The sequence below is a fragment of the Geomonas diazotrophica genome, assembly GCF_019063885.1.
GTDB lineage: Bacteria > Desulfobacterota > Desulfuromonadia > Geobacterales > Geobacteraceae > Geomonas > Geomonas diazotrophica.
In genome coordinates this window covers 557209-574631 of sequence record NZ_CP077684.1, presented here as the reverse complement: position 1 = coordinate 574631, position 17423 = coordinate 557209, and the positions used below count along the sequence as shown (strand labels likewise).

Annotated in this window: 13 protein-coding genes; 2 read left to right on the top strand and 11 right to left on the bottom strand. The window is 64.8% G+C overall.

The features are described 5' to 3' along the window. Nucleotides 1–93 precede the first annotated feature (93 nt). Together KP003_RS02490 and KP003_RS02485 are read left to right on the top strand one after the other, a co-directional pair. The gene (locus KP003_RS02490) at nt 94–1035 is read left to right on the top strand and encodes a chemotaxis protein CheV (RefSeq protein WP_216497256.1); all 942 of its coding nucleotides are present in this window, start codon (nt 94–96) and stop codon (nt 1033–1035) included. Further along, nucleotides 1025–2074, top strand: coding sequence for a TIGR04283 family arsenosugar biosynthesis glycosyltransferase (locus tag KP003_RS02485; protein WP_216790424.1), 1050 nt, complete (start codon nt 1025–1027; stop codon nt 2072–2074). The genes KP003_RS02490 and KP003_RS02485 overlap by 11 nt, the downstream gene beginning before the upstream one ends. Here KP003_RS02485 and KP003_RS02480 read toward each other — a convergent pair. From KP003_RS02480 to KP003_RS02430, 11 genes are all read right to left on the bottom strand, one after another. Further along, nucleotides 2071–2790: a response regulator gene (locus KP003_RS02480; protein ID WP_216790423.1), complete on the bottom strand. Its 720-nt coding sequence runs from the start codon at nt 2788–2790 to the stop codon at nt 2071–2073. The genes KP003_RS02485 and KP003_RS02480 overlap by 4 nt on opposite strands. Nucleotides 2791–2904: 114 nt before the next feature. Continuing rightward, nucleotides 2905–3774: a diacylglycerol/lipid kinase family protein gene (locus tag KP003_RS02475; RefSeq protein WP_216790421.1), complete on the bottom strand. Its 870-nt coding sequence runs from the start codon at nt 3772–3774 to the stop codon at nt 2905–2907. Nucleotides 3775–3937: 163 nt separating this feature from the next. After that, nucleotides 3938–6373: a Lon protease family protein gene (locus tag KP003_RS02470; RefSeq protein WP_216497260.1), complete on the bottom strand. Its 2436-nt coding sequence runs from the start codon at nt 6371–6373 to the stop codon at nt 3938–3940. Between the two features lie 29 nt (nt 6374–6402). Continuing rightward, nucleotides 6403–7020, bottom strand: a complete 618-nt coding sequence (lipB, locus tag KP003_RS02465; protein WP_216497261.1) for a lipoyl(octanoyl) transferase LipB — start codon at nt 7018–7020, stop codon at nt 6403–6405. 1 nt (nt 7021) lies between these two features. Next, nucleotides 7022–8428: a dihydrolipoyl dehydrogenase gene (gene lpdA / locus KP003_RS02460; protein WP_216790419.1), complete on the bottom strand. Its 1407-nt coding sequence runs from the start codon at nt 8426–8428 to the stop codon at nt 7022–7024. A gap of 68 nt (nt 8429–8496) precedes the next feature. Continuing rightward, nucleotides 8497–9822 (bottom strand): 2-oxoglutarate dehydrogenase complex dihydrolipoyllysine-residue succinyltransferase, encoded by a 1326-nt coding sequence (gene odhB, locus KP003_RS02455; RefSeq protein ID WP_216790417.1) that lies wholly within the window; start codon nt 9820–9822, stop codon nt 8497–8499. Nucleotides 9823–10000: 178 nt separating this feature from the next. Beyond that, nucleotides 10001–12688 carry a 2-oxoglutarate dehydrogenase E1 component gene (locus KP003_RS02450; RefSeq protein ID WP_216790415.1) on the bottom strand — a complete coding sequence of 896 codons (2688 nt, stop codon included), beginning with the start codon at nt 12686–12688 and terminating at the stop codon, nt 10001–10003. Between the two features lie 53 nt (nt 12689–12741). Next, the gene (locus tag KP003_RS02445) at nt 12742–13119 is read right to left on the bottom strand and encodes a DUF190 domain-containing protein (protein WP_216497265.1); all 378 of its coding nucleotides are present in this window, start codon (nt 13117–13119) and stop codon (nt 12742–12744) included. A gap of 171 nt (nt 13120–13290) precedes the next feature. Continuing rightward, complete coding sequence (crcB, locus tag KP003_RS02440; RefSeq protein ID WP_216497266.1) at nt 13291–13665, bottom strand: fluoride efflux transporter CrcB; 375 nt, start codon at nt 13663–13665, stop codon at nt 13291–13293. A gap of 21 nt (nt 13666–13686) precedes the next feature. Further along, entirely contained in the window at nt 13687–14469 is a 783-nt protein-coding gene (locus KP003_RS02435; RefSeq protein WP_216497267.1) for a hypothetical protein, read from the bottom strand. A 13-nt stretch (nt 14470–14482) separates the two neighbouring features. Then, on the bottom strand, nt 14483–17287 hold the full coding sequence (locus KP003_RS02430; protein WP_216790414.1) for an Rne/Rng family ribonuclease: 2805 nt from the start codon (nt 17285–17287) through the stop codon (nt 14483–14485). Nucleotides 17288–17423 lie beyond the last annotated feature (136 nt).

Here is a 17423-nt window from a genome sequence, read left to right as displayed (position 1 = left end):
GTGGGCCTCTTCAGCCTTACACATTTTGCCTCATGATTTGCCGGCGGCTGCCGATGTAATGAGAAGCAACGGCAATAAACAATCGGGGGGCGTATGGAACCGAACAACAAGATTCTGCTGGAAAGCGGCACCAACGAACTGGAGATAGTCGAATTCAGGATCGACGAGGTGGACGGCAAGGGGAACGTGGTCCCCTGCTACTTCGGCGTGAACGTCGCCAAGGTGCGCGAGATCATCAGACTGCCCGAGACACGCAAGGTGGTGAACTCCAACCCCTGCGTGAGCGGCATGATCAAACTGCGCGACCAGGTGATCACCCTGATCGACCTCTCCCGCTCGCTGAACAAGAACACGGAGGGGATCCCGGCGGACCGGGTCATCGTGCTCGAATTCAACAGGATCGTGGTCGGCATCCAGGTACACTCCGTCTCCCGCATCTACCGCATCTCCTGGGAAAACGTGGAGCCCCCGGTCAAGGCGATCCACGACGCCAACATCACCGGCGTGGTGAAGATGGAAGACAGGATCATCCTCATCCTCGATTTCGAGAAGATCATAGGCGAACTCTCCTCGACCATGGCGCTGGCCACGCCGGGCGAGGAACTGATGCACGCCAACTCCGCCCTGAACCGCGGCACCCGGACCATCCTGGTCGCCGACGACTCGGCCTTCATCAGGAGGACCATGTGCGGTTCGCTGCGGGAAGCGGGGTACCAGGTGGTGGAAGCGGAGAACGGCGAGGAGGCGTGGGAACACGTGCAGGCGGTACGTCAGAAATGCGCGGAAAGCGGGCAGCCGCTGAAGGAGCTGCTGAGCCTCGTGATCACCGACATCGAGATGCCCCGCATGGACGGGCTGCACCTCACCGCGCTGATCAGGAAGGAGACCGACCTGGGAGGGCTGCCGGTGGTGATATTCTCTTCCCTCGCCAGCGACGACAACAAGATGAAATGGCGCAACCTTGGGGCGAGCGACATCCTCACCAAGCCGGACCTCCCCAACCTGGTGCAGAAGGCGGACACCCTTGCCCTGTGAGCCGTGCCCCGAGCTGTCGGTCGTGGTGCCGGTCTACAACGAGGAGGGGAACGTGGCTCCCTTCCTCGCGGCGCTTGCCCGACAGCAGGGGGTACGCCTGGAGGTGATCCTCTCCGACGGCGCTTCCAGCGACCGGACCCTCCGGAGCGCGCGGCAACTGCGCGACGGGCTCCCCTTCCCGCTCACCCTGCTCGAAGGGACCAAGGGGAGGGGGGGACAGTTAAACCGCGGCGCCGAGGCGGCCCGCGCCGAAACCCTCCTCTTCCTGCATATCGATTCCAGCTTCGAAGACCCGCTGGCCCTCCGGAAGGCGCTGGACGCACTCCGGGAGGCCCTGCGCTCCGGAGAAAAGGTGGCGGGTCGCTTCGCCCTCCGTTTCGGCTTCCCCGGCACCACCCCGCTCCCCTACCGTTTCTACGGCGCCAAGGCCGCCCTGGACCGCCCCGGATGCACCCACGGAGACCAGGGCTTCCTGCTCCGGCGCGACTTCTTCGCGCAGGTAGGCCCCTTCGACAGCTCGCTGCCGCTCATGGAAGACACCTTCCTGGCCGAGCGGGTGCGGCGGGAGGGACGGTGGCTCCTCCTGCCGGCCACCATCACCACCTCGCCGCGGCGCTTCCTGGCCGAGGGGCTCCTCCCGAGGCAGACGCTCAACGCCATCCTGATGAACCTGGCCCACATCGGGCAGCTCTCCCTGATCCGTTGCCTGCAGACGAGCTACCGCAGCCAGGACGCCGCCGCGAGGCTCAAGCTAAGCCCCTTCCTGGCGTCGCTGCACCGGGCGATGGGCGACCTCGACGCAGGGGAGCGGCGCCGATTATGGCGCCGCACCGGCGCCTACGTGCGGGCGAACGCCTGGCAGATAGCTTTCTTTCTGGACGTCGTGACCAGGGGGCTTCGGGAAGAAGGGAGGGGGGGGAGGTTTCTGGAGCTTTACGACCGCTTTCTGGGGCGGCTCATCGACAACAAGGGAGGGGACCTGGGGGCCGCCCTCCTGACCTGGCTCTGGTTCCGGCTGACGCTGCTCGCCGCGCCCTAGCCCTCGCCGCGCCCTTTGCGCGCCGCATCGACGAAACCGTTCAACTCGTCCTTTTGCCACTGCGCCGGCTCCAGGAACTCGACCCCGAAGCCGGTGGGGAGGCCGGAGTGCACCCTTTTCCCCTCCTGGTTCACCCAGGCCACCCTCCCCTTCAGCTCCAATAGCGGCGTCCGCTCCGTCTCCAGGAATAAGGCGAGCCTCAGCTCCTGGTTGGGGACCACCTCTTCGCGGCTGGCGAGGAACAGGCCGCCGTCGCCGATGTCGAGGGCATGGGCGCCGACGGGACTTTCGTGCAAAAGGAACAACACCGGGATCTGGCAGGGAATGCGCACCTCGCGTCGGTCCACGGCGTCGGTGTACTTGCGGGCCATGTCGAGGAAGAGACGGCGGTCGATGGGCTTGGTGAGGAAGTCGTCGCATCCGGCCTGCTGGGCCCGCGCGCGGTCCTGGTCATTTCCGGCAGTAGTGAGCATGACGACGGGGATGCTGCTGAGGAAGGGATCGGCCTTCAAGAGGGTGCAACAGGAGATGCCGTCCATGACGGGCATGTTCAGGTCCATGAAGATCAGGTCGGGGGGATCCTTGCGGACCAGCTCCAGGGCCTCGGCGCCGTTGCCGGCGGTGACGACGTCGATATGCGACACCTTGAGAAAGCTCTTCTCCAGCTCCAGGATCAGCCTGGTATCGTCCACCAACATGATCTTAGGTTTTGCCACGCCACTTCCCCCACTCAAGTATTGAAAGACGTTTTCACGCGGGATTCCGAACGGGTCGGACCCGCACATTAATCAATATCGCCGTGGCTTTGTCAACCAAAAAAGTCGGCTATCTCAGACCACGAGCCGGACCAGGTCCGGGACGGTCCGGACGGCAAGCGGCGCGGGGCAGACGTAGTCCCCGTCCAACTGCACGGCCTTGTCACCGGAGATTTCCAGCGCGAGGGCGTTGAAGCAGGTGACGTGACTGCTGAAGACGGCGGTGCCGTTCAAAAGCCCCAGCGCAAGCCCCAGGTAGGCGAGCCGGCCACCGGAAATGCAGAGCACCTGGAAGCCGGGTGCGAAGAGGTCGGCCTCCGGCGCCAGCCTGAAGTTCCCCCCGTACTTGGAGGCGTTGCAGACGATCACGCCGTGGCAGGAGACGTTCCTCTCCCCTGCGGTCACCGCAACTGTCGAGGCATCCCAGTTCCACAGGGTGCGCAGCGCGGATAGCACGTAGGCCCCCTTCCCCAGCGCCTTTTTCTCGGACAGGCGCACGTCGCGCACCACCGCCCCGTCGAAGCCGACCCCCGCCATGAGGATGAACCGCCGGCGCTCCCCGCCGGCCACGATCTCACCGACGGAAATGGGGCGCGCATCGCCGTGGGCGAGGCGGTCCAAGGCATCGTCGACGGAGGTTATCTCCAGTTCGCGCGCGAGCACGTTCGACGTGCCCAGGGGGATCACGCCGAGGGTGGCCGCTCCCGGAGCCAGGCCGTTCAGCACGCCGTTGATGGTGCCGTCCCCACCGGCCACAACGATGAGCGGGTCGCTCTCCTCGCGGCAGAGGCGGGCGGCGAAGCGGGCCGGGTCGGCGGCGCTTTGGGTGGGGAGGAGCTCCGGCGCGAAACCACGCTCGGCAAGCCCCTTCATAATGCGTTCGATTTTTTGCGGCGAGTAGGTCCCCGATGTGGGGTTCACGATCAGGAAACAGCGTCTGGACAAGAGGTCACCTCATTGCTGCATGCTGGGCAAGCGAAATGGCAGAGCCGCGGGCGCGGCCTTCGGAAGGTAGCAAAAAGGTGCAAAGGTTACAACCGTTTTAGGCGCTACGATTAAGGCACCGCCCTGGTGCCCGATAGGTGGAGGGGGAGGAGCAAGGGTCGGGCTATTCCGGCAGTTTCGCCGGCTCGTCCTTCCCCTCCTTGTCCTGCAACTGGAGCTTGCGCATGTTCTCCAGCATGTCCTTGAGCCTCTTCTGCACCAGGAAGTTGACGGTCCCCTCGGGGTAGCCGCCGTCCTCGCCCGGCGTGCCGGCCGGCACGCCGGTGAGAATCTCGATCCCCTCATCGACATGGGACACGCTCCAGATGTGGAACATCCCGTCCGAGACCGCCTGCACCACCTCGTCGTTCAGCATCAGGTTGTGTTCGTTGATCTTGGGGATGACCACCCCCTGCTCGCCGGTCAGCCCCTTGGCCTTGCAGACGGCGAAGAACCCCTCGATCTTGTAGTTCACCCCGCCGATGGGCTGGATCTGCCCATGCTGGTTCACGCTGCCGGTGACGGCGATCCCCTGCTTCACGGCAAGCCCGGAGAAGGCGGAGAGGAGCCCGTAGAGTTCGGCCGAGGAGGCGCTGTCCCCTTCGATCCCCTCGTAGGACTGCTCGAAGCAGATGTGGGCGGAGAAGGAAAGCGGCTGCTCCTGCCCGAACTTCCCGGCCAGATAGCCGGTCAGGATCAGCACCCCCTTGTCGTGGATCGGGCCGGAGAGCTTCACCTCGCGCTCGATGTTGACCATGCCGGCGCGCCCCTGGGAGACGCGGATGGTGAGGCGCGAGGGCCTGCCGAAGCTGTAATCCCCCATGGTGATCACGGAGAGGCCGTTGATCTGCCCCACGACGCTCCCCTTGGTGTCGCACAGGATCACCCCCTTGGCCAAGTACTCGTGGATCCTCTCCTCGATGCGGTTGGAGCGGTAGGTCTTCTCCTGGATCGCCCGCTTGACCCAGCTGCGGTCAACCACCTGCGCACCGCAGCGCTTGGCCCAGAAGCTCGCTTCCCGGATCAGGTCCGAGAGCTCCATGAACTGGGAGGAGAGCCGGTCCTGGTCCTCCACAAGGCGCGAGGCGTGCTCAAGGAGCGCGGCCACCCCGGTGGGGTCGAAGGGGAGCAGGCCTTCCTTGCAGCAGTGGGCCGCGACGAACAGGGCGTAATCCTGCATCACCTCCGGGGTCCGGTTGATCTGGCTGTCGAAGTCCGCCTTGACCTTGAAGAACTTGCGGTAGTCGGGCTCAAGGTAGTAGAGCAGGTAGTAGATCCAGAGCGATCCGATCATGATGATCTTGGCGGTAAGCGGTATCGGCTCGGGCTTGAGCGACACCACGGTCATGAAGCGGTACTGCTCCAGGACGTCCTCGATCTTGATCTCCATGTTCCTGATGCAGCGTTTGAGCGATTCCCAGGCGAAGGGGTTGATCAGCACCTCGCGCGCGTCCAGGATTAGGTAGCCGCCGTTGGCGCGGTGCAGCGCGCCGGGCTTGATCAGGGTGAAGTTGGTGGTCGCCACCCCCCCCATCTGCATGATGTTTTCGATGCGCCCGAAGAGGTTGTTGTAGGTGGGGTTGGACTCGAAGACGATGGGGGCGCCGTTGTCCGGGTTGTTCTCCACCAGGACGTTCACCTCGTAGCGCTCGAAGGTGGGCTCCTGCTTGGGGATCTTGAGCCCCGGGATCTGCGGCGGGGCGACCTGCGGCTTGAAGTCCTCCAGGTTCAAGAGGAGGTCCTCCTGGACGCTCTCGAGGTATGCCTGGACCTTGCCAAAGCCCTGGTACTTCTCCTGGAGCGGGATCAGGTGGTGCCCCACCGCCGACAGTCCCAGCTCCCGGTCCAGCTGCGCCAGCGCGTCCCTGAGCGCCTTCTCGTTCTCGCGCACCTGGCGCAGCGCGTCGTTGAGCTTCTCGGTCAGCTCGCGCCCCACCGTGTCCAGCGTTTCCCGCTCCTCCTTCTCGAGCGTTTCGTACTCCTCCTGGGTAAAGTTGCGCCCCTCCTTCTGCGGCACGATCACCAGTCCGGAGACGGTTCGCTGCAGGGCGAAGCCCTTTTCACCCGCCTCCTGTTCCAGGTCGGAGAAGATCTCGCCGTTTTTTTCCTGGAACTGCTCGATGATGGAGACGCGGTTGGTCTCGTACTCCTTGCTCTCCAGTGCGGTGGGGACGTTGGCGCGCATGTAGTCCAACAGTTCGCGCATGTCCGCCGCGAACCCCCGCCCCATGCCGGCGGGGAGCGCGATGGCCAGGGGGGCGTCGGGGGCGTGGAAGTTGTTCACGTAGCACCAGTCGCTGGGGGGGCAGGTGTCCTTGACGAACTTCTTGAGCATCTGCCGGATGGTGGAGGTCCTGCCCGTGCCTGGTTCACCGGCGAGGTAGATGTTGAAGCCGTTGTTGGACATCCCGAGGCCGAAGTCGATGGCGGCCAGGGCCCGGTCCTGGGTGATGCTCCCCTCCAGGTTGGCTATCTCTTCGGTGGTCTTGAAATTAAAGAGGGCGGGATCGCAGACCCAGCGGAGCTTCTCTATGGGGACTCGGCAATCGGTTTCGGACACGGGAGCCTCCTTGCGAGCAACTGCAACGGTTAACTGTGCGGCAGGTGCGATTCGAGCAGCGCTTCGAACCGTTCTCCGGCCAAGGCTTTCAATTCCTTTACGGTGATCTCCTGCCGACACTCGAGGGTGAGCGAGGTGATGCGACACTCGGGCATGCCGCAGGGGTTGATGCTGCCAAAAGGTGACAGGTCCGCCGTCGCGTTGAGCGAGAAGCCGTGCATCGAGACCCAGCGCCTGACGCCGACGCCGATGGCGGCGATCTTACCGCGGGAGGTCCAGACGCCGGTCTTGCCCGGGACGGTGAAGCCTGCCACGCCGAGGCTGCCGCAGAGCTCCACCAGGAACTGTTCCAAAAAACGAAGGTAGCGGTGCAGGTCGCGCCCGCGCCGCCCCAGGTCGAGTATGGGGTATCCCACCAGTTGCCCCGGTCCGTGGTAGGTGACGTCGCCGCCGCGGTTCACGCGGTGCGCCTCTATCACCGGGTCGAGCACGTTGCCCGAATCGCCTCCGGCGCCGATGGTGTAGACGGGGTGGTGTTCCAGAAGGAGCAGCGTCTCCGCCCCCCCCTTTTGCACCTCGAGGACCAGGCGCTCCTGCAGCGTGAGCGCCTCCCGGTAGTCGATCAATCCGGCATCGAGGACGACCATGTCAGCCGTGGATGGCGCGCTTGTCCAGGTCGAGCGCCGCCTCCTTCATCACCTCGGAGAGGGTGGGATGGGCGTGCACGGTGAGGGCGATGTCCTCGCCGCTGCCGCCAAAGGCCATCACGGTGACCGCCTCGGCGATCATGTCCGAGGCGCGCGGCCCCAGGATGTGCACGCCGAGCAGCCGCCCCCCTTCCGCCTCGGTGAGGAGCTTGACGAACCCTTCGGTCTCGTCCATGCACTTCGCGCGGCCGTTGGCGATGAAGCTGAACTTGCCTGACTTGTAGGCGATCCCCTCTTCTTTGAGCGACTCCTCGGTTTTTCCCACCGAGGCCGCCTCGGGCCAGGTGTAGCAGACCCCCGGGATGCAGCCGTAATCGACTTGGCTCGGTTCGCCGTGCATCCTTTCCACGCAGACCGCCCCCTCCTCCATCGCCTTGTGCGCCAGCATGGGACCTGCGACCAGGTCGCCGATGGCGTAGATCCCGGCGACGTTGGTGGCGTAGTCGGCATCGACACGGATGCGGCTGCCGTCCATGGCGATCCCCAACCCTTCGAGATTCAGCCCCGCGGTGAGCGGCCTGCGCCCCACCGCCACCAGGACCTTGTCGCAGGAGATCTCCGTGGTCCCCCCCTCGGCCTCGACGCGCGCCACGAGCTTGCCGTCCTTTTTTTCCACCCCGGCCACCTTGCCCCCCAGCATGAAGGTCATCCCCTGCTTCTTCAGGGAACGCAGCAGGGCTTCGGCCACCTGGCCGTCGCTGCCGGCCACCAGCCTGGGGAGGAGCTCCACGACGGTCACCTTGGCACCCAGGCGCAGCCAGACCGAACCGAGCTCCAGGCCGATGTAGCCGCCCCCTACCACCAGCAGATGCTCCGGGACCGCCGGGAAGGAGAGCGCCTCGCGCGCGCTCACCACCGACTCGCCGTCGAAGGGAAGCGCCGGGATCTGCACCGCTTCGCTCCCCGTGGCGATGATCACCTTCTTGCCGCTGACCACCTTGGTCTCCTCGCCTTTCACCTCGACCCGGTGCGTACCGTTCTCGGGTGAGAGCAGCGTCGCGGTACCGAGGAAGCTGACGATCTTGTTTTTCTTGAAGAGGAAGGCGATGCCGTCGGTGAGCTTCTTCACCACGTCTTCCTTGCGCGCCATCATCTGCCCGAGGTTGAGGGTCGGAGGCTGCACCTCTATGCCATGGGCGGCGAAGCGGTCCTTGGCCAGGTGATAGAGCTCGCTGGAGTCGAGGAGAGCCTTGCTGGGGATGCATCCCTCGTTCAGGCAGACGCCCCCCATGGAGCCGCGCTTTTCCACCACGGCCACCTTCATGCCCAGTTGCGCCCCCCTGATGGCGGCGACATAACCGCCGGGGCCGGCGCCGATGACTATGAGATCGAAAATTTCTTCAGACATCTTTTCCCTCCGATGATTCCCCCCTCCTCTTGCGGGAGGGGGAGGCTACCCCAAATGCAGACGGCCACTCAGCATTCCAGCAGCATCTCCTCCGGGTCCTCGATGTATTCCTTGACCCGCTTCAAAAAGCCGACCGCGCCCTTGCCGTCGACGATGCGGTGGTCGTAGGAGAGGGCCAGGTACATCATGGGACGGACCACGACCTGGCCGTCCACCACCACCGCGCGATCCTGGATGTTGTGCATGCCGAGCACGCCGGACTGGGGCGGGTTGAGGATGGGGGTGGAGAGCATGGAGCCGTAGATGCCGCCGTTGGAGATGGTGAAGGTCCCTCCCTCGAGGTCGGAGAGGGCGATCCGGTTGCTGCGCACCTTCTCCGCGAAGTCCGCGATGGCCTGCTCGATCTGCGCCAGGCTCAGTTTCTCGGCACCCCTCAACACCGGCACCACCAGCCCGCGCTCGCCCCCGACCGCGATGCCGATGTCGCAGTAGTTGTGGTAGACGATGTCGTCCCCCTCGATGCTGCCGTTCACTTCCGGGAACTCCTGCAAAGCGGCGCAGCAGGCGCGCACGAAGAGGGACATGAACCCGAGCTTCACGTTGTGGCGCGTCTGGAAGTGGTCGCCGTGCTTCTTGCGCAGGTTGATGACCTCGCTCATGTCCACCTCGTTGAAGGTGGTGAGCATGGCGGTGTGCTGGCGCACCGAGACCAGGCGCTCTGCGATGCGTTTTCTGATCTGCGACATCGGTTTGCGCACCACGCGTCCCAACGCATCGGCCGGCTCCTGTGCAGGTTTGGGCGCTGCGGCGGGGGGCGCCGGCGGAACCGATGCGGCGGGAGCCTTGACGGGTTCCGCTACCTCCTGCCGTGTCCCTTGCGCCTTGATGAGGTCGGCGTTGGTTATGCGGCCGCCGCGACCGCTCCCCTGGACGTCGGCGGGTTCGACTCCCAGTTCGCGCGCAAGCTTTCTTCCCGAGGGTGACATGGGAGCGGCAGCCCCAGGCTTGGCCTCGGGCTTGGCCTCGGGCTTGGCCTCGGGCTTGGCCTCGGGCTTGGCTTCAGGCTTGGCTTCAGGCTTGGCTTCAGGCTTGGCTTCAGGCTTGACCTCAGGCTTGGCGGCGGCAGCGGCGTCGGCACCTTGCTTCGCGGGTTCAGCACCCGGGCCGCGGGCATCGATACTGCCGATGACCGCACCGATCTTCACCGTCTCTCCCTCTGCCGCCGTGATGCTCAGTACGCCGTCCGCCTCGGAGGTGACTTCGAGGGTGATCTTGTCGGTCTCGATCTCGCAGAGCGGCTCGTCCTTGGCGACCACATCTCCCGCCTTCTTGAGCCACCTGGCTATCACCGCCTCGTAGACCGACTCGCCGACCGCCGGAACCTTGATATCCATTCGCTTCTCCCTTAACAGCTGTTCTACGTTCTACGTTCTAAGTTCCACGTTAACGCCTCTAACTACTCGTTCCACCTTCTGCTTTGGAAGGCACCGCTTTGTTTCGAACCAATTGTGGAATCGGCTTGCGGGATGAACGTAGAACCTGGAGTGTAGAACTTAGAACATAGAACGTGTTTCAGTTTTTCAGAGCTTCGTCTACGATGCGCTCCTGCTCGACACGGTCCAAACGGTGCGATCCGGAGGCGGGTGCTGCGGCATCGGGACGTCCGACGTACCTCGGCACGGTCCCCAAAAGCTCGAAAAGGGGCTCGTGAATGAAGCGCCAGGCCCCCATGTTGCGCGGCTCCTCCTGGACCCAGGTGAAACGGGCCCCGGCAGGATAACGTTGCAGCTCGTCCCGCAACTGCTCGACGGGAAGCGGATAGAGCTGCTCGATCCGCAGCAGCGCATGCCCCTGCAACTGGTCCTTCCTCATCCGCCCCAAGAGATCGTAGTAGATCTTGCCGCTGCAGATCATTACCTGGCGCACCGACTCGCCCACTGCCGGCTCGGCGATCACCTCGCGGAAACTGCCGGAGCTCAGCTCCTCCAGCCGCGAGGCACAGTCCGGATGGCGCAACAGGCTCTTCGGGGTGAAGAGGATCAGCGGCTTGCGGAAGGGTTGCAGCATCTGACGGCGCAGCACGTGGAAGAGCTGGGCCGGGGTGGTGGGATAGACCACCTGGATGTTACCCGCCGCGGCGAGTTCCAAAAAGCGCTCGATGCGGGCGCTGGAGTGTTCCGCCCCCTGTCCCTCGTAGCCGTGCGGCAGCATCAGCACGAGCCCGCTGGAGCGCTCCCACTTCGCCTCGCCGCTCACCAGGAACTGGTCGATGATGACCTGGGCACCGTTGACGAAATCGCCGTACTGGGCCTCCCAGATGGTGAGCGCTTCGGGGGCCTCGAGCGAATAGCCGTACTCGAAACCGAGCACCGAGAATTCTGCCAGCATGCTGTCAAAGGCGAAGAAACGCGCCCCCTTGTCCGGCACGCTGCAAAGCGGCAGGTAGGAGTTCCCGGTCTCCTGGTCGAAGAGCGATGAGTGGCGATGGCTGAAGGTGCCGCGGCGCACGTCCTGCCCGGACAGCCGCACCGAGACGCCCGAGGAGAGGAGCGAGGCGTAGGCGAGGGCCTCTGCGTTCCCCCAGTCCAGCGGTCCCCCCTTGATGACGGCGTCGCGGCGTTTCTGAAGCACGGCGGCCACCTTCGGGTGCGGGTGGAACCCCTCGGGGATGCGGGCAAGCTGCTCGGAAAGTTCCAGGAGGGTGGCGGCTTCCACCGCGGTGGGGACCACCACCTTGGCGACGCCGGGCTTCATCCCGCTCCAGCGGGCCAGAAACGCAGACTCCACCGGTGCGGCCTGACGCTCGCCCGCCTGCGCCAGGCGCTGCACCACCTCGTTCTCGATCCCCTTCAGGTCCTCCTCGGCAAATCCCTCGCCGAGCAGCTCCATCTCGTAAAGGGAGTGCAACTGCGGACGGAGCTTGATCTGCTGGTACATGACCGGCTGGGTGAAATAGGGCTCGTCCCCTTCGTTGTGGCCGTGCCTGCGGTAGCAGATCACCTCGACCACCACGTCCTTGCGGTAGCGATCACGGTAGGCGACCGCCAGCTCGGTGACGTGCATCACCGCCTCGGCGTCGTCGCCGTAGACGTGGAACACCGGTGCCTGGACCATCTTCGCCACGTCGGTGGCGTAGTGACTGGAGCGGGCATCGGCGGCGCTGGTGGTGAAGCCGATCTGGTTGTTGAGAACGATGTGGAGGGTGCCGCCGGTCCGGTAGCCGGCCAGTTGCGAGAGGTTCAGCGTCTCGGCGACCACCCCCTGGCCTGAAAAGGCGGCATCGCCGTGGATCAAAAGCGGCAGCACCCGCGTCTCCCCCTCCTCGCCGATGCGGTCCTGACGGGCGCGGCATTTCCCCTGCACCACCGGGTCGATCGCCTCCAGGTGGCTCGGGTTGGATGTGAGGGTTAGATGCACGGAACCGCCACCTTCGACGGGAAGGTCGACCGAGAATCCCTTGTGGTACTTGACGTCACCCTCGCCTACCACGCCGTACTCCGCGTTATCGGAGAACTCGGCGAACATGTTCTCGTAGGGCATGCCGAAGATGTTGCAGAGGACGTTCAGGCGGCCGCGGTGCGGCATTCCGAAGACGACGTCGGTGACGCCCAGCGAGGCGGCCTTGGTGACGGCGGCATCGAGCAGGGGAATCAGGACGTCGCCCCCCTCAAGGGAGAACCTGGTCTGCCCCGGGAACCTCTTGTGCAGCTCCCGCTCGAACAGCGCGGCTTCCTTGAGCTTCTTGAGCAGGAGCAGCCGCTGCTCCGGTGTGAAGAAGCCGCGGTTCCCCCCCGGCTCCATGCGGTCGATGAGCCATTGGCGCTCGTCCGGGTCCTGCAGGTGCATGAATTCGACGCCGACCGAGCCGCAATAGGTGCTGCGCATCACCTGCAGGATCTCCTTCAGGGTCGCGCTGCGTCTCATGAAGCGTCTGGTGACGAAGGTCTTGTCGAGGTCGGCAGGGTCAAGCCCGAAGGCGGATAGGGAGAGCAGGGGATGCTCGATCTGGCAGGGGGAAAGGGGGTCGGTACAGGCCAGCAGGTGCCCGATGTCCCGGTAACGGTAGATGAGCGACTGGACCGCGGACTGTTTCAGCGCCTCGTCACCCGCGAGGGCCTCGGCGCCGGCGGGACGCGCCTCCGCGAGCTCGAAGCCGGTGAAGAAAGCGCGCCATTCCTCGGAGAGCTGCTGAGGATTCTGTTTCCAAAGCTCGTACTGGCTCTCGATCCACTGGGGGGTCAGGTTTTCTAATATACCCATCTATCCGCTCCTTTTCATGAACACGTGAGAGTGTAGCAGATGGGTTGATCCTTTCAAGCCGAGCGTTTCTTGGCGTAGCGCCACACCTGTACCTTTTCCAGGGTGATCATGCCGCCGTCCATCATCCCCTCAACGGTGGGGAGGACCGCCTCCACCCGCGTCCTATCGTCGACCACCTCGATCACCATGGGGAGGTCCGTTGAGAGCCGCAGCAGGCGGTCCGTGTGGTACATGCTGTGCGCCCCGAACCCGGCCACACCGCGCAGCACCGTGGCACCGGCAAAGCCCTCGCTGCGGAACAGTTCCACCAGTGCCTCGTAGAGCGGGATGTGCTTGTACTTGTCGCGTTCTCCAATGAAGATCCTGAGCAGCACCTGCTCGCCGAGCATCCCATTTCTGTCACTCTCCAGGCTCATGTCCCTGTCCTTCATGTGTCGCTCCTTCGGGAAAATAGTTGTAAAGTCCGGTTCCACGGTAGATCCTCCCCCCTCCCGACCGTCCCCCTCCGGGGAGAGGAGCCCAGGCGGTGTCGACCCGCTCGAGATGCTCGGGGAGGTATCGGCTCAAGCGAGATCGCCCCCTGCCCCTTCCTCGGCCTTAAGCTACAGCCAACGCGCCACCATGATCCCCAGCCAGGTGCAGGCAAGGCAGGACACGACGCTCAGCATGATGTTGGCAAAGGCAAGCAGCAGGGCTCCCTCCTCGATGAGGCGGAAGGTCTCCAGGCTGAAGGTGGAGAAAGTGGTAAGCCCGCCGAGAAATCCTACGGTGAGGGCAAAGCGCAGCGTGGGGGGAACGAGGGCGCTCCTGATGGAGAACTCCATGATGAGCCCGATCAGGAACGCGCCGATGACGTTGACGGCAAGGGTGCCATAGGGGAAGGCGTTGCCGCAGATCCGGTAAACGAAGCCGGAGAGAAAATAGCGCGACAAGCAGCCGAGAGCGCCCAAGAGGGCTATGTAGAGTGCCTGCTCCATTGCAAAAAAACCGTAGGGTGATCAGAAAGCCCAGCCGACCCTCACGCCGAAGATATCGGACGAGGAATCGGGCTGAAAGTACGCGGTCCCCTGCACCATCTTGGGATCGGACCGCCGGAAACGGAACCCTTCGTAGAGAAGGGCCACGGTCAGGGAGCGATAGCTGACACCCGCCTCGGCGAACCCGCTCCACCTCCCCTTGGGGTGGAAGGTGGTGTCGCCGCTACCCTCGAAGTCGACGGTGTTCCCCACGTAGAAGGGATACTTGGCGCCCCCCCCGGCAGTGAACTTTACCCCTCCCGCAGAGGCCACAGAGCGGGCGCCCAGGCGGCAGTACCCCAGGTTCCAGGCCTCGGTATAGCCGGTGACCCGGGTACCGTCCGAAGTAGTGCTGTCCTGCAGGTCCCTGAGCCAGTAGCGGTAGCCGATGCCGCCGAACGGCTCGAGGACGATGTTCGCCGGGTGCAGACGGTAGCCCAGGTCCACTTCGGCATTGGTGCCGAGGTAGGTGACGCGGGTGTGTACCGGAGTCGAATCCGGCGCCTGCGTCTCACCGCGGTAGCCGACCTCGGAACCGAACAGTTCCCCCTTGCCCCTCAAGGTGAAGGAGGAATCGATGACGGCACCGACCCGGGCGCCCACGGAGAAGAGGGCACCCTCTTCCTTGAGGAGCCTCCGGCCGTTGATGCGCTCCTGCCAGGTGAAGTACTGCGTTGAAAAGTACGGCGTCAGCTCTTCCATTGTTCCCGCTGCGGCAGGCAGGGCGCAGCAAAGGACGATGACGGCGGCCAGGAGTGTCCTCATTGCGTCCTCACGATCAGGCAGGGGTCTCTTCCTTTTTCTTGCGCGGCGCCCGCGGCTTCTTGGGCTTCTCCTCCGACGCTGCGGCGGGCTCTGCGGCCTTTCTGGCGCGCTTGGCGGGAGCTTTCTCCTTGGCAGGCACCGCCTCGGCGGGCTTTGTCTCGGCAGCGGGGGCAGCTGTACCGGAACCGTTGGGCGCCTTCCCCTGCTTCGGCCCCTTGGCCGCCTTGGCTTTTCCAGGCTCTGCAGGCTCCTTGGCGGCCTTGGCCGCCTTGGGCTCTTTTGCCTGTTTCGGTGCTTTGGCTTCCTTGGGTGCGGCGGTTTCCGTGGCTTCCTTGGGCTTTTTGGCAGCTTTGGCAGCCTTGGGCTTCGGAGCCGGCGTCTCGGTTACAGCCGGGGCGGGAGCCGATGCCGGTGCCTTGGTTGCGGCGCCCTTTGCGCCCCTTCCCTTTTTCGCCTGTGCCGGTTTTTCCTGCGGTGCGTCCGCTGCGGCAGCGGGTGCCGCCGGCGTCGCGCCGGTCTCGGTGACGGCCTTGGTCTTGCGCGGGGTGCGCGCCTTCTTCTCCGGCTTGGCAGCCTCGACGGGCGCGGGCGCGCTCGCCTGCGAACGCTGCTCGGCAGGCGCCTCGGCCGGGGCACTCATGGCAGCCACGCTTGCGACCGCCGCCTCGGGAGCACCATCTGCTGCGGCTCCCTTGCCGCGGCCCCTCCTCTTGCGCGCCGGCTTCTTCTCGCCTGGCTCTCCGCCCGGAGCGGCACCCTCGGCAGCGGGTACGGCCTCCGCCGAAACGGCGGCTGCCGGCACCTCGCTGGCAGCATGCGGGGCCTCCCCCGGCGTCTGCTCGCCAGCCGCTTCGTGCCCTCCCTTGCCGCGCCGTCTCTTGCGGCGACGTTTCTTCTTCACCTCTTCGCCCGGCTCAGCGTGCGCCTGCTCCGCGTCTTGCGCCGCGGGCTGTTCCAGCACCGCGCCCGGCTCGGTAAGCTCGGCGGGGACTCCGCCAGCGAGCTCGACCATCGCCTCGCCGGAAGTGGCCGCATGCTCGGCGCCACCCTCGGCAGCTCCACCCTTGCCGCGCTTTCTCTTGCGCCGGCGCTTCTTCTTGTGTTCCTCCGGCTCCGACTCCAGCGTCACCACGTGCTCCGCGCCGCTTGGCTCCTCGATAACCGCGATGGGCACCGCCTCGGCGTGCTGCGCAGCCTCCGGCTCCTGTGCCTTCTTCCCTCTCTTCTTTTTCTTGCGCCCTTCGGCCGGCTCGGCGGCCAGCTGCTCTTCCTTGGCCGGGGCCTTCCCCTGGAACGGTTTTTCCTGCGGCAGATCCTCCTGCGGCAGCTTCTCCCGCTTGATCAGTTCGAGCTCCATCTGGTTCAGCAAGTAGGAAGGCTTCCCCTTGACCGTCACCTCGATGTCGTAGTCGTTCTCGATCTGGGAGAGCTCGTGACGCTTGCGGTTCAGCAGGTAATAAGCGACTTCGAGCGGCAGGCTCCCCACCACCTCGCCGATGGTCCCCTTGGCGGCGGCAGCATGCACCTTCCTCAGGAAGGAAAGCGCCATCGCCTCGACCGACTTCACCTTCCCCCTACCGTCGCAGTGGGGACACTCGAGGGTGCTGGCCTGGTTCAGGGTCTGGCGGATGCGCTGGCGGGACATCTCCAGGAGCCCGAACTCCGAGATGCGCGCCACGTTCACCCGGGCCTTGTCCGCCTTGAGCGCGTTCTTCAGGGTCTTCTCCACCTCGGCGTTATGCTTTCTGTCGCGCATGTCGATGAAGTCGATGACGATGAGCCCCCCAAGGTCGCGCAGCCGCAACTGGCGCGCCGCCTCCTCGGCGGCCTCCAGGTTGGTCTTGAACGCGGTGTCCTCGACCCCCTTCTCGCCGGTGGACTTTCCGGAGTTGACGTCGATGGAGACCAGGGCCTCGGTGGGCTCGATGAAGATGGAGCCCCCCGACTTGAGCGGCACCTTCTTCTCGTAGATCAGGTCGATCTGCTCCTCCAACTGGTAACGGGAGAAGATGGGACGCTTCTCCTGGTGCATCTTGACCAGCTTCTCGAAGTCCGGGTCGATCTCCTTGAGCGCGTCGCGCACGTCCTTGAAGACGTCCTTGCTGTCGACCAGGACCTCGTCGATGTCCGAGGAGAAATAGTCGCGGATGGTCCGGATGATCAGCGCGGACTCCTGGTAGGCCATGCCGGCCCCCTTCATCCCCGCCCCTCTCTCCCGGATCCCCTCGTACAGGGCAATCAGGCTGTCCAGGTCCTTTTGCAACTCGTCGCGGGTGCGCCCCATGGCCTCGGTGCGGATGATGTAGCCGTACCCCTGCGGGATGGTCATCTCGGCGATGATTTCCTTGAGCTTCTTGCGCTCACCCTCGGCTTCCACCTTGCGGGAAATGCCGGCCGAGTCACTCCCCGGCATCAGCACCATGTAGCGCCCCGGCAGCGAGATGTAGGTGGTGAGGGCCGAGCCCTTGTTGTCGCGCTCACCCTTCTCGACCTGGACGATCAGCTCCTGCCCCCTTCTCAGCACCTCCTGGATGCGGGGACGGCGGTGGCGCTGCTCCTCGGGGATGTCGTCACGCCATTTCCAGTTCTCCGGGTGCAGCTCGCCCATCTGAAGAAAGCCCAGCTTTTTCAGGCCGATGTCCACGAAGGCGGCCTGCAGCCCCGGCTCTACGCGGACCACCACCCCCTTGTAGATATTGCCGCGCGTCTGTTCGTTGCCGGCGATCTCGACATCCAGGTCCACCAGGCGTCCGTCCTCGACGATCGCCACCCGCGCCTCTTCAGCGTGAAGCGCATTGATCAGCATCTTCTTTGACATAGATTCTTTGTTCCCTTTCCTTTAGGGGCCGCGTGAGCCGGTCGCATCAGGACCAAGGCAGCATTCGCGCCCAGTTTGTTATCACGCCGGCGGGAGCCGGTCGTTTCTTCTCTATATGCATCCCCGATAAGGAGCC